Source organism: Streptomyces sp. NBC_00669, from assembly GCF_036226785.1.
GTDB lineage: Bacteria > Actinomycetota > Actinomycetes > Streptomycetales > Streptomycetaceae > Actinacidiphila.
Map to the genome: position 1 here is coordinate 4,211,466 of NZ_CP109018.1, position 15,642 is coordinate 4,227,107.

The following is a 15,642-nucleotide window of genomic DNA, read 5'->3' on the forward strand; positions in this document are numbered from 1 at the left end:
GGCCCTGCTCGGCAGTACCGCCATAGCCATGACCGTGGCTCTCACGGCCTGTTCCGCGCTCACCCCGAGCAAGTCCGGCGGCGGCAGCGGCGGCGACGTCGTCCTCCGCGTCCAGGGCATGCCCCCCGCCACCGACAAGGCCGAGCTGAAGCTCTTCAAGCAGCAGGTCGCCGACTTCGAGAAGGCCAATCCGGGCATCAAGGTCAAGGGCTCCACGACGGTCTTCGACCCGCTGACCTTCTCCGCCAAGCTGGCCGGCGGCAATGTCGAGGACGTCATCAAGGTCCCGCTCACCGAGCCGCAGCGGCTGATCCAGCAGAAGCAGGTGCAGTCGATCAGCAGCCAGCTCCGGTCCTGGGGCCACTTCAAGGAGTTCAACCCGCAGGTCCTCAAGCCGCTGAGCGACAGCGCGGGCCAGGTCTACGGCGTCCCGCAGAATCCGTACGCCCAGGGTCTGGTCTACAACCGGGCGCTGTTCAAGGCGGCCGGGCTCGACCCCGACAAGCCGCCGACGACCTGGCAGGAAGTCCGGGCGGACGCCAAGGCGATCAGCGCCAAGACCGGCAAGGCCGGATTCGTCCAGGAGTCCAAGGACAGCCAGGGCGGCTGGCAACTGGCCATCCTCTCCTACGCGTTCGGCGGCGATCTCGAAGCGCAGCAGGGCGGGAAGTACACCGCCACCCTCACCGGCGAGGCGACGAAGAACGCGCTCGGCCTGCTCAAGGACATGCGCTGGAGCGACGACTCCCTCGGCCGGAATCTGCTGAACAACCAGAACGACGCCATCCGGCAGTTCGCGGCCGGCCAGGCGGGGATGTTCATCGGCAGCCCCGGCACCTTCCGGCTGGCCAAGACGCAGTTCGGCATGGAGCACACCGACGACTTCGCCGTCGCCTCGATGCCGCAGTCCGGCGGCAACGCCACCCTCACCGGCGGCGACATCTACATGGTGCCGAAGTCGGCCGACACCAAGCACGCGGCGGCCGCCGTCAAGTGGCTGATCTTCGCCTACGCCGAGCCGCAGTACAGCACGGCCACCGCCGTGAGCCAGGCCAAGTCGCTGGCCGCCGACCCCAAGTCCGCGGTGGGCGTACCGACGCTGCCGGTCTTCGACGCCGCGCGGCAGACCGCGATCAACGCGGCGATCAAGCCGTACGTCAACGTCAAGCTCGACAACTTCGCGCCGTACACGAAGGGCCTGGGCAAGCTCGAACTCAAGCCGGAGCCGCCGTACGAGGCGCAGACGCTCTACGCCGCGCTCGACCCGGTGGTGCAGGCGGTGCTCACCCAGCGCGACGCCGACATCGACGCGCTGCTCGCGAAGGCCGAGAAGGACGTCAACGCCAAGCTCGCCACTGACCAGTCGAACCAGAAGTAGCCGGTCATGAGCCTGCTCACGCACTCCCAGCGCGGCGCGAAGGCGCCCCACGACCCCGCCGAGGGGGCCGCGGGACGGCCGGCCCGACGGCGCGGCGGCACCGCCGCCCGCAGGCAGTTCACGGCCTGGCTGTTCCTGCTCCCCGCCGTGCTGGTCTTCGGACTGTTCGCCTGGTGGCCGATCGTCCGCAGCCTGCTGCTCAGCTTCCAGCGGACCAACCTCGTCGACCCCGCGGTCTGGGTCGGCTTCGACAACTTCCGTGCCGTCTTCGCCGATCCGCTGCTGGGCACCGCCGTCACCAACACGCTGTTCTTCGTGGGCCTCGGCCTGCTGATCGGCTTCCCGGCCCCGCTGATCCTGGCCGCGGTGATGTCGACGGTACGGCGCGGCGCGGGGGTGTACCGCTTCCTGGTCTACCTGCCGGTGGTCATCCCGCCGGTGGTGGCGATCCTGCTGTGGAAGTGGTTCTACGACCCGGGCAGCGGTCTGTTCAACACCGCGCTCGGCAAGGTCGGCCTCGGTCCGTACACCTGGCTGGAGTCCTCCGACACCGCGATGCTCTCGCTGGTCCTGGAGGCCACCTGGGCCGGGATGGGCGGCGCCGTGCTGATCTACCTGGCCGCGATGGTCGGCATCCCGGGCGAGCTGTACGAGGCCGCCGAGGTGGACGGGGCCGGCATCTGGCGCCGGATCTGGCACATCATGCTTCCCCAACTGCGTTCGGTGATCGGCCTGTTGCTGCTGGTGCAGCTCATCAACACCGTGCAGGTCTTCACCGAGCCGTACGTCTTCACCGGCGGCGGCCCGGACAACGCGACGCTGACCGTGCTGCTGCTGATCTTCCGCTACGCCTTCCAGGACGGCGCGTACGGGCAGGCCGCCGCGCTGTCCTTCCTGATGGTGCTCGCCCTGGGCCTGCTGTCCGCGGTCTATCTGCGGGCCACCCGCGGTTGGAGCAAGTCATGACCACCCCGCTGACCACCTTCGTCTCCGCCCACGACCGGCAACGGCCCGGTGTGCGCGCGGCCGTGCGCTCCATCCAGGTGCTGACGCTGCTGCTTCTGCTGCTCATCGGCATCGGGCCGCTGTACTGGATGCTCAAGGGCGCGGTCTCCCCGCCCACCGAACTCACCAACCACCCGCTGGCGTTGTGGCCCGACCGGCCGCGCCTCGGCAACTTCCGTACGGCGTACACCGATCTGAGCGTCGGCCGCTATCTGATGAACACCTTCCTGGTGGTCGGCGGATCATGGTTCGTGCAGCTCTTCGTCTCCGCCACGGCCGGCTTCGCGCTGTCGGTGCTGAAACCGCGCTTCGGCAAGGCCGTCTACGGCGCGATCCTCGCCACGATGTTCGTGCCGTACACGGTGAACATGGTCAGCCTCTTCATGACGGTCATCGATGTGCCGCTGCTGCACCTCAACCTCGGTGACACGTACTGGGCGATCTGGCTGCCGGCCGGCACCAACGGCTTCACGGTGCTGCTCGCCAAGCAGTTCTTCGACGCGCTGCCCAGGGAGCTCTTCGACGCGGCACGGGTCGACGGGGCGAACACCTGGCAGCTGCTGACGAGGATCGTGCTGCCGATGAGCAGGCCGGTGCTCGCCGTGATCAGCCTGCTGGCGGTCATGCACAGCTGGAAGGACTTCATCTGGCCGCTGGTCGCGCTCACCGATCCGGACAAGCAGCCGATCAGCGTCGCGCTCTCCCAACTCGCCACCCAGGCGCCGCAGGACCAGCTCATCGCGGCCATGGTGCTCGCGGTCGCGCCACCGGTGCTGGTCTTCGCCGTCGGCCAGAAGTACATCGTCGCCGGGCTCGGCTTCACCGGCGTCAAGGGCTGAGCGCACCCGGCCCCCCGGACCCGCGCCCGCCCGCTTCATCCCCGCACCTTCTCTTCGGGACAAGAGAGAGGCACCTCCATGTCCGTCGCACGCCGCAGATTCCTCCAGGGCACGGCCGTCGCCACCGGCGCCGCGCTGCTTCCCGCGATCCCCGCGCACGCCGCCGACCCGGTCACCGTCACCGCCGACGGCATCACGCTCGCCGCTCAGAGCGACGGCAGCGTCCTCATCAGCGACGGATCGGCCGGTTCGGGCACCGACCGGGTCCTGATCAGCCACTTCATGTTCAAGGACAGCGTGCTCGGCCAGCAGCGCACCTACGGCGGGACGCCCGCCCTGATCTCGCTGGCGGACGGCCGCCCCGCCGTCCGGGTCACCTACACCATGGGCAGCGGCGCAGGCGGTGTCACCGTGCTCGGCACCTTCGACGTCAGCGCGCACAAGGCCCACATGTCCTGGGAGGTCAGCGGCTCGGACACGTTGACGCCCACCGGGTTCATGGTCGCCCGCACCGTGCAGTCGCCCAGCGCGCCCGAGTCCTACGAGGCGTTGACCGCGTGGACGAAGGACCCGCGCGGCGGCATCCCGTACGAGGTCAACGCGGGCTGCGCGTACGCCGAGACGTGGGCGGACACCAAGGGCTTCTTCTGCCTGGCCGCCAGCAACTCCGCCTACACCACCGCCACCTGGCTGCACGCGCCCGGCGCCTCGACCGGTACGGGCGCCGCCACGACGACCGTGGATCTCGTCTTCGGCGACCTGCGGCCGCGCGGCGCCGGGGTGCTGGCGGCGGGCAGCCCGCTGGGCGTGGAGGTGTGGACCGACCAGCCGTTCAACCTCTACAAGAGCGCCGGGCAGACCATGACCCTCAAGGCGCAGGTGGCCAACGGCGGTTCGGCCGCGAAACCGGTCACCCTGACCTGGTGGGCGCGGGACTTCGCCGGGAACCGGATCGCGGGCGGCACCGACTCCCGGACGCTCGCCGCGGGTGCCGGCTGGGACGCCTCCTTCCCGATCACCGCACCCGGCCAGGGCATCGTCTTCACCGAGGTGAGCGTCCAGAGCGGCAGCGACACGGCACTGGCCCGCACGAATCTCTCCGTGCTGCCCGACTTCGCCTACCAGGCGGGCAGCGAGTCGATGTTCGGCCTCGCCAACTACCCCTGGCTGCTCAAGCCGACCGAGGCCGATGTGCTCGGGCTGCTGAAGCTGATCGGTGTGCGGCGCATCCGGATCGCCTACGCGGGCGCGCCCGGCATCGACATCGCGACCCTCGACGCCAACGGCATCCACCACAACGTGGAGTTGAGCGGCATCCCGACCGGCGGCAGCGCGGACCAGATCGCCGCCTGGGCCGACACCAACACCGCGACGGCCATCGCCGCCGACGCCGAGTACTTCGAGGTCAGCAACGAGGTGAACGCCCCCTGGATGCAGGGCCGGGGCGCCGACGCCTACGTCAGTGACGGGCTGCGCCAGGTCACCGACCGGCTGACGGCGGCCGGGTCGACGATGAAGGTCATGAACGCGGGCCTCGGCGGCATGGACTACGTGTGGACCGCCAACTTCAAGGCCGCGGGCGGATGGGACCTCATCGACGCGTTCGCCTTCCACCCCGGCCGCGGCAACTTCACCGCCGACTACGCCCCCACGCCTGATCAGTGGGTGCTGGGCGACACCGGCACGTACTGGAACTTCCTCGGCGCACTGCGCAAGGCCAAGGAGGTCATCGCCGAGTACGGCACCAAGGAGTTGTGGATGTCCGAGGCGTACGCCCCGACCAAGCCGAACTCCTGGTGGAACGACACCTACCGGCACGCCGCGGAGAACGTGCTGCTCAGCCTGGCGCTCGCGAAGTCCGAGGGTGTGCGGGGCGTCAACTGGTACCAGTTGCACGACTCGACGGTGCACCATCCGCAGGAGGCGAACCCGGACGACGTCGAGTTCCACAGCGGCATGATGAACCGCGACACCAGCGCCAAGCCGACGCTGCTGGCGTACGCGACGGCCGCGCGCGTCCTGGACCAGGCGGAGTACGTCCGCCCGTTGGTCTTCGGCGACCCGGACGTCAAGGGGCTGCTGTTCACCAGCCCCGCCGGGCCGATCTCGATCCTGTGGACCCGCAAGGACGGCTACGTCCTCAACGCCGACCACGGCACCGACTCCTGGTGGGCCTCTCCCGAACCCTGGACCGACACCTGGACCACGAAGACGCAGGTCGTCGCCCACTCCGGAACCGTCGCCGGGACGGTGCGCGAGCTGAACTGCATCGGCCAGGAAAGCACGTTGACCGCGGCGGGCGGGAAGGTCACGCTCACCCTGGACGGCGCGCCCCGCGTCTACTACGGCCTCGCCGCCGACCCCGACTGGAAGTAAGCACGCCATGAGGAACGAAACCGTACGGCACGACATCACCGTCGTCGGCGGCGGCCTGGCCGGGGTCTGCGCGGCGATCGCCGCCGCCCGGCTGGGCCGGTCCGTCGCCCTGATCAACAACAGGCCCATGCTCGGCGGCAATTCGAGCAGCGAGGTCCGGGTGTGGGTGTGCGGCGCCACCGGGCACGGCAAGAACCACCACGCCCGCGAGGGCGGCGTCATGGGCGAACTGTTCGTGGAGAACCAGTTCCGCAACCCCGAGGGGAATCCGTACTACTGGGACACTGTGGTGCTCGACGCCGTGCGGGCCGAGCCCAACATCACGCTGCACCTCAACACCGACGTACGCGAGGTCGACGCCGAAGGGCCCGACGACGCGCGCCGGATCACCGCCGTGACCGGCTGGACGATGGGCTCGGAGCGGCTGATCCGCTTCGAGAGCGAGGTGTTCCTCGACTGCACCGGCGACGGCCTGATCGGCTACCTCGCCGGCGCCCGGCACCGCATCGGCCGTGAGGCCCGCGCGGAGTACGGGGAGCCGTGGGCGCCGGAGACCGCCGACGACATCACGCTCGGCTCGACGCTGCTGTTCTACACCAAGGACGCGGGGCGGCCGGTGAAGTACGTGCCGCCGGACTTCGCCAAGGACATCAGCACCACGTCCATCCCGCAGCGCCGCATCATCAAGGCGGGCAACAACGGCTGCGCGTACTGGTGGATCGAGTTCGGCGGCGAGCTGGACACCGTGCACGACAACGAGCAGATCCGCGACGAGCTGTGGTCGGTGATCTACGGCATCTGGGACCACATCAAGAACTCCGGGCAGTTCGACGCCGACACCATGACCCTGGAGTGGGTCGGCTCGCTGCCCGGCAAGCGCGAGTACCGGCGCTTCCTCGGCGACTACGTCCTGCACCAGGGCGACATCCTCGGCCAGACCGAGTTCGCCGACCGCGTCGCCTTCGGCGGCTGGTCCATCGACCTGCACCCGCCGCAGGGCATGTACTCGACGGCGGCCGGCGCCAAGCAGCGCTACGCGGACGGCGTTTACCACATCCCGTACCGCAGCCTGTACTCGGTGAACACCGCCAACCTGCTCTTCGCGGGGCGCGACATCTCCGCCAGCCATGTGGCGTTCGGCTCGACGCGGGTGATGGCGACCTGCGCGACGATCGGCCAGGCGGCGGGCACGGCGGCGGCGCTCTGCGCGGAGCGCGGGATCGCCCCGCGCGAGCTCGACGTGCCCTTGCTGCAAAGGGCGTTGCTGCGCGAGGACGCCTCGGTGATCGGGCTCGCCTCCGACGACCCGGCCGACCTCGCCCTTCGCGCCACCGCCACTGCCTCGACCACCATGCGCGACCTGACCGTCGACACCCCTGACGAGACCTGGCCGCTGACCGCCGACGCGGGGATCGTCCTGCCGGTCGACCCGGCCCTGACCGGCCTCGAACTGCTGGTGGACGCCGAGCACGACACCGTACTGACCGTCGACCTGTACGACCCGGAACTCGGCCAGAACTACGTGCCGCGCCGCCTGGTCGCCACAGTGTCCGTCGACGTCGCGGCCGGGCACGGGCAGTGGGTCAAGACCGGCCTGGAGTGGGCGCCGGACACCCCGCGCAACGCCTTCGCGGTCGTACGCGCCGCCCCGGGTCTCGCCCTGCGCGTCGCCGACCGGCCGACGCCCGGCGTGCTGTGCTTCACCCGGGTGCCGCTGCGGCCGCAGGACGAGTCGCCGCAGCCGCTGCGGGAGTGGGCCGACACCGGGCTGCTGCGGCGCACCTTCTGCCTGCGGGCCGGGGAGACGGCCGCCTTCGCACCCGGCAGGGCGGTGGACGGATACGCCCGGCCGTACGCGGGCCCGCACATGTGGGTGTCGCAGCCGCTGGGCGAATCCTGCGAAGCCTGGCTGGAGTTGGCCTGGCCCGAGCCGGTCGAGCTGGGCCGGATCGACATCGTCGCCGATGACGACGTCAACGAGGACCTGATCAACCTGCACCACCACAGGACCCCTTTCGACACGATCCCGACGCTGCTGCGCGACTACCGGGTGGAGGTGCCGGACGGCCCGGACTCCTGGCGGGTGCTGGCGCGGGTGACGGACAACCGGCGCCGCCGCGGGACGCTGGTCCTGGACGAGCCGGTCGCCACCTCGGCGGTACGGATCGTGGCCGAGTCGACCAACGGGGCCGCGTCGGCGCACATCGTCGCCGTACGGGCCTACGCGTAAGGGGGGTTGGCGATGACCGCCGAGATCCGGGTCAGAAGAGTGCTGGTCACCGGGGCCGCCGGGCGGATCGGGCGGGCGGTGCTCGCGCTGCTCGCGGCGCGCGGCATCGAGGCGAACGCGCTGGTCCTGGATGATCCGGGCGACCTCGACGGTCTCGGCGGTCTCGGTGCGCGGCTGGTGGTGACCGGTGACGCGGCCGACCCCGCGACCGTACGCGCGGCCCTGGACGGCGCCGACGCGGTGATCCACCTGGCGGCGATCCCGACCCCCGAACGCAACACCGCGCAGGAGGTCTTCGCCTCCAACACGGTCGCGACCTTCACCGTGTTGGAGGAGGCCGGGCGCGCCGGGGTGCGGCAGGTCGCGCTGGCCAGTTCATGGGGCACCACCGGGCTGCCGTGGACCACCGACCCGGACCCGCACCCGCCGTACGTCCCGGTGGACGCGGACATGCCCGGCCAGGTCGAGGACCCGTACGGGCTGTCCAAGCAGGTCGACGAACTCACCGCCGCGATGATGGCGCGGCGGCACGCGATGAGCGTGGTCTGCCTGCGCTATCCGTACGTCGGCGGCTTCGAGGAGCGGCTGCTCGCGCACGCGGCCCGGCTCGCCGAGCAACCGGCCCTCGGCGCACGGGACTTGTGGACCTATCTGGAGGTCGACGACGCGGCCCGCGCCGCGCTGCTGGCGCTCGGCGTACCAGGCCCCGGCGCACACACCGTCCACGTCTGCGCGCCCGAGATCATCGTCCCGTTCCCCACGGAGGAGTTGCTGCGCCGCTTTCACCCCACCACCCGGCTGCTGCGGCCCCTGCCCGGCCGCACCGCACCGGTCGACACGGCGCCCGCGCGACGGCTGTTCGGATTCACGGCGGAACGGCTGATCAAGTTCTGAGCGGGTCCCGAACGGGTCCTGCACGGGTTCCACGCGGGTTCCACGCGGGTTCCACGCGGGTTCCACGCGGGTTCCACGCGGGTTCCACGCGGGTTCCACGCGGGGGCGGTCGCCGTCCGCCCCCGGGGCCCCGCGGCCCCGCCACCTCGGCCGGAACGCACCGGGTGGCGGCAGGGCGAGGCCCGCGCCGCCGGGTGCGTCGGCGGGGGTGGGACGGCTGGTCCGGGGCGCCCGTCAAGGTCGCGTCAGTGCGGCGGTCGTGGGCGTCAAGCATGCGTCAGTGGACGGGGCGGCCCGCCATCCGCGGGAATAGCGTCGTCCCCGGGCATTCCGGTTCGTCGTCGCCGTAGTGCCGTCCGCGAGCTGTTGTCAGGAGGGACACCGTGGCTGCGACCGATCATGTCGGGGACCCCGACCAGTCCGGCCCCTTCCCGGCCGGGCTGCCGTTCTTTCGTACCCGGCCACGGCCGCTGGGTCGCTGGACGCGACCCGAACTCCATCGCAAGCCCGGCGGTTGGCCGACGGCACTGTGGCCGCCGTTCGGCGAGTTCGGGAGTGACGATCCCGAGACGTGGCTGCTCCAGCGCCCTGACCCGGCAAAGGAGACGGACCGCCCGGACACGGGCTGGTAGGGCTCGCGGGATGCCGTCGCCCGGCTCCAGGGCTTCGGTCCGGCGGCGGAGGGTGGGCGGCGGAGAGCCGCCGCCGCGCGTCGCGAACGGGTCGGAGGCAGGCTTCCGGTCATGGGAGGAAGGGCGTCGGAATGTCGCAGGGCGGGCGGGTCCTGGTCGGACTCAGCGGTTCGCTGCACAGCCTGTGCGCGCTGCACCGGGCGGTGGAGGAGGCCCGGCGCAGAGAAGGCGAACTCGTCGCGGTGACGGCGTGGGCACCGCCCGGCGGCGAACTCGCCTACCGCCGGACACCCTGGCCGCCACTGCTGGCAGCCGGGGAGAAGGCGGCAGCCAGGTGCCTGGAGCGGGCCTTCACGGACGCGTTCGGCGGGTATCCCGAGGACCTCGACCTGAGCCTGGTCACGGCACGGGGCGAGCCGGGGACCGCTCTGACGGAACTGGCCGATCGGCCGGACGACCTGTTGGTGATCAGCACGGGCCGGCGAGGGAGGACGCGCCTCTTCCACGGCGGGGTGCGCCGCTACTGCCTGGCGCACGCGCGATGCGACATCCTCGCCGTCCCGCCGCCCGACCTGATGCGCGAGGTGGGCCACGCCGCCCGCGTCCTCGACGAGTTGCCGCTGCCGGCGGCCGGCACGGCCCGGGCCGACGCTCGGCTCGTACGCCACCCGCGCCGCTGGGTCGCCGCGGCGGCGCGCTGCGGCGGGTGGCGCGGCGCGCGCCGTCCCGAGCCGCCGGAACCCGGCCGGGCCCGCACCGGTTGAGCGGGCGCCGGGACCGCGTATGCACGGCGTCAATACCGGCGGTCGGAGCGTCAGCGCCGCGTCAACGGGACTGCCGGGCAGGCGACTTCGGGGTGAGGCTGAACGTCCTGACGGGGGGCGGACGGGGCCTTCGACCGAGTGAGTCTGGAGGCGCCGATGTCCGGGGCCACGGTGACCGGTGCGGCGGCGCCCGACGGAGCGGGCGATCCACCGACGTCGCCCGAGCGGCACGGGGAGGGCTCAGGCGGTTCGTCGGGGCGCCCCCTTTTCCGGCGACGGCCCCCTTCGGTATCCCCGCCCCCTACGGAATCCCTGCCGCGCCCGCCGAGATGGCGGAGCCGCCCCGGTGCGTCCACCCCCGTACGGTTGCGGCTGCTGCGGGCGGCGGTGATCGTCCTTTCGGTCGCGGTCGCCGTGCTGCTGCTCGTGGTCCGGCTCGCGGCATCCGGCGCGTGGGACCGTATCGACCACCGGGCCGCCCCGCGCGTGACCGGCGCGGACAACCTGTACTTCGCGCTCAACGACATGGACGCACAGGCGGCGAACCTGCTGCTGTCCAGTGGCGGACGCGGCGGCCTGGCCCCGATGCCGGCCCAACACGCCGCGGCCCAGCGGATGTACACCGCCTCCCGGCACACCATCAGCGCCAGCCTCCAGACCCTGGCCGCGTCCGCGCAGGGCGACCGGCAGGCGACGGCCACCGTCGTCGGCTTCGACGACGACTTCGCCCGCTACCAGGAACTCGTCGGCCGCGCGCTGGAGAACGACCTCCACCCGGCGGAGAAGAGCGCCGCCCTCGGCGACTACCGCACCGCCACCGACCTGCTGCGCCAGTCGCTGCTGCCCGCCGCGCAGCGCCTCGGCCAGAACAACGACGGCGCGTTCGAGGACACCTACCGCGGCGCCAGGTCCGCCGCCGACCTCCAACGGGTCCTCCTCCTGGTGCTGGGCGGTTGCCTGCTCGCCACGCTTCTGCTCACCCAGTTCCACCTGACCCGCCGGTTCCGCCGCCTGCTCAGCCCCGCGCTCGCGGCCGCCACCACGTGCGCGGTCGTGGCGTGCGCTCTCGGCTGGTCGGTACTGGCCGCGCAGTCGCACGACCTGAAGGTGGCCCGCCGGGACGCCTTCGACTCGGTGGTCGCGCTGTCCCAGGCCCGGGCGATGTCGTACGACGCGAACGCCGACGAGTCCCGCTACCTGCTCGACCCGGGCCGGCGCGGCACGTACGAGCAGTCCTTCGAGGACACCTCCCAGCAACTGCTCACCCTGCCGCAGGCGACCCTCGGCACGTACGACGCCCGGCTGGCCGCCGCCTTGACCGCCTACCGCGCGCACCACGCCGACCTGCGCTTCACCGGCTACTACGGCGACGAGTTCCGCAACATCACCTTCCCCGGGGAACGTGCCGCGGCGGAGGCGACCGTCGACGCCTACGCCGTCTACGAACAGGACGACCGCAAGGTCCGCACGCTGGTGCGCCAGGGACAGTTCCAGCAGGCCGTCGCGTTCTGCGTCGGCTGGGACAAGGACGCCTCGAACTACGACTTCGGGCAGTACGACACGGCTCTGCGGAAGCTGATCGGCATCAACGCGGACGCTTACACCGGCGCGGTGGCCGCCGGACGGGGCGAGTTGACCGGCCGCCTCGCGGGCGCGGGGGCCGCGGTGCTGGCGGCCGCCGGGCTGACGGTGCTCGCGCTCCGTCCCCGACTGGCCGAGTTCCGCTGACGCCTCCCCGCGCCCCGCCGCCTCGCACCGGTCGGCCGCGCACCGGAACGAGGGCTCGGGGCTCGACGTCGCGTCCGACATCGCGTTTCCGGCTCGGTTCCCGACGACATGGCGAGCTGAGGCCTGGAACTGGCACTCCAGCCGGTTCCCACTGACCGACCCGCGGGTTTCGTCGGGGTCCTGAAGTCCTGGGCGTCGGAGGCCACCCCGCGTGAACAAGTCGGCCACGGACACCAACGACGCTGGTCCAGCGGGCACTTCGGAAGCCCGCGCGTCGCTCACCGGCGCGGCCGCGACATACGAGCGACGGCTGGCCTCCCGCGCGGGTTCCGGTCCTTCGCCCGCCCCGGTTCGCTGGTGCTCACTCGGGGGTGAGAGTCGGTCGGGCTTGCGGGGCCACCGAGCCGACGGCCGTCGCGGCCAGCAGCGTCGCGACGGCGAGGGAGCCCCAGAGAGTGGCGGCGCCGTGGGCGGCGAGGGAGGTCATGACGGCCGGGGAGATCGCAAGGCCGAGGCCGCTGGAGAGCTGGAGCCGGGCCAGCGCCCGGCCCAGCGCGTGCGGCGGTGCGGTGGCTGCGACGAGCGCGGTGGCGCTGCCCGCGTAGAGGACCTCGCCGAGGGTGCACAGGACGGACACCGCGGTGATCACGGGTGCGGCCAGGCCGTGGCGCAGCGGAGTCGCCAGGAGAAAGCCGAGGTAGGACAGGGTGAGGACCATCCCGGCCGTCATCAGGGTGATGTGGCGGGGGAAGCGGGACATCCTGACGGTCACACCGACTTGCAGGGCGACCACCAGCACCGTGTTGATGACGAAGATTCCCGCCGACCAGACCGGGGAGGCGCGTACCTGGGTCGCCAGGACCAGGGGAAGGGCGACTTCGGGGACGTTGAGGCAGAAGGCGAGGACGACGTTGGCCAGGAGAACCGTGCTCATGGACGGAGCGGGCGCGGCCGGCGCAGAGGGGGCCGGGCGGGTCGGCGGAGCGGCGGAGACATGGACCGACCACGCCAGCGCCGCCGCCGTCGCGTAACCGACCGCGGTGGCCGCGGCCAGCGCTTTGAGGGCCGGAGTGCCACCGGCCAGGCAGGCGGTGGCGACCAGCGCGCCGACGCCCATCCCCGCGTTGCGCACTGACCGCGCGGCGGCCAGGGCGGCGTCGCGGGTACGGCCGCTGGAGACGGTGGTCACGAGTGCGGCGTGCGCCGCGGGCCACGCCTGGTTGCCGATGCCGAGGAAGAGCGCGGCGGCCGCGAACATCCCCGGGCTTCCGCTGGGGGCGGCCAGCAACAGCACCACGCCGAGGACGCGTACCAGCATGGCCGCGGCCACGGCGTCGCTGCGCGCGCCCCGGTCCAGCCAGCGGCCGAGTGCGGGCGTGCAGGCCAGACCGGTGACGATGCCCGCCGTCATGGCGATGCCGGTGGTCGTGGCGGACAGCCCCAGCACCTTGATCCCGTAGAGCAGCAGGAACGGCCGCAGCAGGCCGGTGCCGAGCGCGTCCACGGCCAGGGCGACGGTGTAGCGGGGACCCCCGGATGCCTGAACGAGTCCGCGGGGCATGGTGATCGTCATGCCGTCACCGTGCGCGGCCGCGCCCCGGCCGGTCACGCCGGTTGACGGTTCGCGTCAACCGGGACCGCGCCGACCTCGTCGACCGGCGATGATGGGCGGGTGACTCTGCGCATCGACATCGCCGGAGTGCCGCCGGAACGGCTGTGCTTCGCCGCCTCGCCGCTCGCCGAGCTGACGGCAATGCTGCATGTGCTCGCCGCTCCGGAGCATCACCCGCATCTGGCGGCGTGGTCCGCGGGTGTCCGAGCCGCGCTGCGTCCGGAGCTGGCGGAGCGGCTGCGGGAGGCCGAGTTCCTGTGGCGGTCGTCGCGCGCGGATTTCCTGCTGCCGGCCCGGCCGCGGGCGACCCTCGTCGAGGAACTCGACGACGTCGACCACCTCGATGACGACGCCTACGTGACCTCCGCGCTGATCACGACCTGCGGCAGCAGCCGCCTGTTCTTCGCCGGGCCGTCCCCGCTCGCCGACGCCGGGGCCCGTGCGCGTGCCCTGGACCGGGCGCAGGCACGGGGCACACTCCAGGAGGCGTTCGCCGAACGTCTCCTGGCGGACCCGACCGGCGTCCGGGCCCGGGTGCGCGAGACGCTCGAGCAATGCGGCGAGGCGTTCTTCGATGCCGCCTGGCCCGGCGTCGCCACCCAACTGGCGGCGGATATACGCCTCAAGGCCGATCTCAGGGCCCGGCAGGGACTCGGCTCCGCCCTGGCCTCGGTATCGGCGGCCGTCACCCTGGACCGCGACGGCGAGCGCATCCTCGTGGACAAGTTGCAGGACAACGCGAGCAGCGCGCGCGGATCGGGCGTCACGTTCATCCCCAGCGTGTTCGGGCATCCGCACCTCGTCGCGGTGCACACCGCCGGCCGCCGACCCACCCTGCAGTATCCGGTCGCGGAACGCGGCACGTCCGGGGCGGTGCCGCTGGAGACGGTCCGGCTGCGGCTGGAGGCACTGGCCCACCCGGTCCGGCTGCGGCTGGTACGCACCCTCGCCCGCGGCCCCCACACCACCGGCGAACTGGCGGACGCCTGGGGCCTGACCCCGCCCGAGGTCTCCCGCCACCTGGCCCTGCTGCGCCGGGCCGGCCTGCTCACCTCCCGACGCCGCGGCCGCTACGTCCACTACGCACTCGATCTCACCGCCGCGACAACGCTGGGCGCGGACCTCGTGGCGGCGGTGCTGCGCTGACCCCGCGTACCGAGCGAGGCGGGTCAGCCGGGGAGGGTCGTGGCCACCTCGTGGAGGAAGCGCACCGGGCGCAGCAGGTCGTCGTAGGACAGCGGCGGTGTGCCCGTGCGGGCCATGCGCAGGAACGTCTGGAGGCCGGGGAGCAGGTAGTGGTCGTCGAGGGGCAGGGTGCGCTGGGCGATGGCCTCGCGTGAGACGACCATGGCGTGGAAGGGGATCTGCGCGGTCTCGGTGGGGCGCACCAGGTTGACCACGACGCGGGTGGCGCCCGCGACGGCCGTCGCCGTGATGGCCGTCGCGGAGCGTTCGACGCGGATGTCGCCGAGCGCGCCGGGAGCCAGCCGCAGCGCCACGTCCACCGCGTGGACGCCGTAGAAGAAGACGCCGCCGTACGGGCTGTCCGGGTCGGCCGGGCCGGATGCGACGACGACCTGCGCCGCGCCCTGGGCCGCCGCCTCGGCGGCGAGGGCGTCGGTGTCGGGCAGCCAGCGCAGCGCCGAGTACGAGGTGAGCGGGGCGTCGTGCGCGCGGGCGGCCGCGATGATCGCCTCCGCGTCCGCCACGTCGCAGGCGAGCGGCTTGTCCACGAAGACCGGCAGGCCCTGCTGGAGGAACGGCACGGCGTGGGCGCGGTGCAGGCCGCCGTCCCGGTCGGTGACCATCACCGCGTCGACCAGGCCCAGCAGGTCGGTGGGCGCGTCGACGATCCGCTCCACCGCGCCCTTGGCCCGCAGGAGTTCGTTGCGCCGCGAGGCGCCGCCGCTCAGCGCCACCACGCGGGCGCCGTCGCCCAGGGCCTTGACGTTGAGGTGGTCGACGATGTGGTCGACGTGGCTGCTCTCCGTGCCGATGATGCCGATGCGCATGGCTCCATCATCCGGGAAGCCGCTCGGGGCGTTCCGCGGGCACCGACCGAGGCACCGTTCCGCGCGCTGCTGCGCGCGTCGTTCCGGGTGTCGTTCCGGGTGTCGTTCCGCGCGCTGTTCCGCGTGTTGTTCCGCGCACCGCCCTGCGATCGGCTCCTCGGCCGCGCCGCCG

General features: G+C 72.3%; 12 protein-coding genes. 10 read left to right on the plus strand and 2 right to left on the minus strand.

Annotation, left to right across the window (positions count from 1 at the left end; all coding sequences use genetic code 11):
• Positions 1-28: 28 nt before the first annotated feature.
• The 9 genes from OG896_RS17355 to OG896_RS17395 all read left to right on the plus strand — a co-directional run bounded on the left by OG896_RS17355 (position 29) and on the right by OG896_RS17395 (position 11,846).
• A complete protein-coding gene (locus tag OG896_RS17355; RefSeq protein WP_329366468.1) occupies positions 29-1,378 on the plus strand; it encodes an ABC transporter substrate-binding protein in 1,350 nt (449 codons plus the stop codon).
• A gap of 6 nt (positions 1,379-1,384) precedes the next feature.
• The gene (locus OG896_RS17360; RefSeq protein WP_329366470.1) at positions 1,385-2,344 is read left to right on the plus strand and encodes a carbohydrate ABC transporter permease; all 960 of its coding nucleotides are present in this window, start codon (positions 1,385-1,387) and stop codon (positions 2,342-2,344) included.
• Entirely contained in the window at positions 2,341-3,222 is an 882-nt protein-coding gene (locus tag OG896_RS17365) for a carbohydrate ABC transporter permease (protein ID WP_328467234.1), read from the plus strand. The genes OG896_RS17360 and OG896_RS17365 overlap by 4 nt, the downstream gene beginning before the upstream one ends.
• A gap of 78 nt (positions 3,223-3,300) precedes the next feature.
• A complete protein-coding gene (locus OG896_RS17370; protein WP_329366472.1) occupies positions 3,301-5,598 on the plus strand; it encodes a hypothetical protein in 2,298 nt (765 codons plus the stop codon).
• A gap of 7 nt (positions 5,599-5,605) precedes the next feature.
• Positions 5,606-7,828 carry an FAD-dependent oxidoreductase gene (locus OG896_RS17375; protein WP_329366473.1) on the plus strand — a complete coding sequence of 741 codons (2,223 nt, stop codon included), beginning with the start codon at positions 5,606-5,608 and terminating at the stop codon, positions 7,826-7,828.
• A gap of 12 nt (positions 7,829-7,840) precedes the next feature.
• The gene (locus OG896_RS17380; protein WP_329366475.1) at positions 7,841-8,722 is read left to right on the plus strand and encodes an NAD-dependent epimerase/dehydratase family protein; all 882 of its coding nucleotides are present in this window, start codon (positions 7,841-7,843) and stop codon (positions 8,720-8,722) included.
• Positions 8,723-9,105: 383 nt separating this feature from the next.
• Positions 9,106-9,354 carry a hypothetical protein gene (locus tag OG896_RS17385; RefSeq protein WP_329366477.1) on the plus strand — a complete coding sequence of 83 codons (249 nt, stop codon included), beginning with the start codon at positions 9,106-9,108 and terminating at the stop codon, positions 9,352-9,354.
• A gap of 131 nt (positions 9,355-9,485) precedes the next feature.
• Positions 9,486-10,118, plus strand: a complete 633-nt coding sequence (locus tag OG896_RS17390) for a universal stress protein (RefSeq protein ID WP_329366479.1) — start codon at positions 9,486-9,488, stop codon at positions 10,116-10,118.
• Positions 10,119-10,484: 366 nt separating this feature from the next.
• A complete protein-coding gene (locus OG896_RS17395; RefSeq protein WP_329366481.1) occupies positions 10,485-11,846 on the plus strand; it encodes a hypothetical protein in 1,362 nt (453 codons plus the stop codon).
• Between the two features lie 361 nt (positions 11,847-12,207).
• Here OG896_RS17395 and OG896_RS17400 read toward each other — a convergent pair whose 3' ends face one another.
• Positions 12,208-13,419, minus strand: coding sequence for an MFS transporter (locus OG896_RS17400; RefSeq protein ID WP_329366482.1), 1,212 nt, complete (start codon positions 13,417-13,419; stop codon positions 12,208-12,210).
• 99 nt (positions 13,420-13,518) lie between these two features.
• Between OG896_RS17400 and OG896_RS17405 the strand changes: the two genes are divergently transcribed.
• The gene (locus OG896_RS17405; RefSeq protein WP_329366484.1) at positions 13,519-14,604 is read left to right on the plus strand and encodes a DUF5937 family protein; all 1,086 of its coding nucleotides are present in this window, start codon (positions 13,519-13,521) and stop codon (positions 14,602-14,604) included.
• Between the two features lie 23 nt (positions 14,605-14,627).
• Here the strand turns inward: OG896_RS17405 and OG896_RS17410 are convergent, their stop codons facing one another.
• Positions 14,628-15,470, minus strand: a complete 843-nt coding sequence (locus tag OG896_RS17410; protein ID WP_329366486.1) for a Gfo/Idh/MocA family oxidoreductase — start codon at positions 15,468-15,470, stop codon at positions 14,628-14,630.
• Positions 15,471-15,642: the final 172 nt, after the last annotated feature.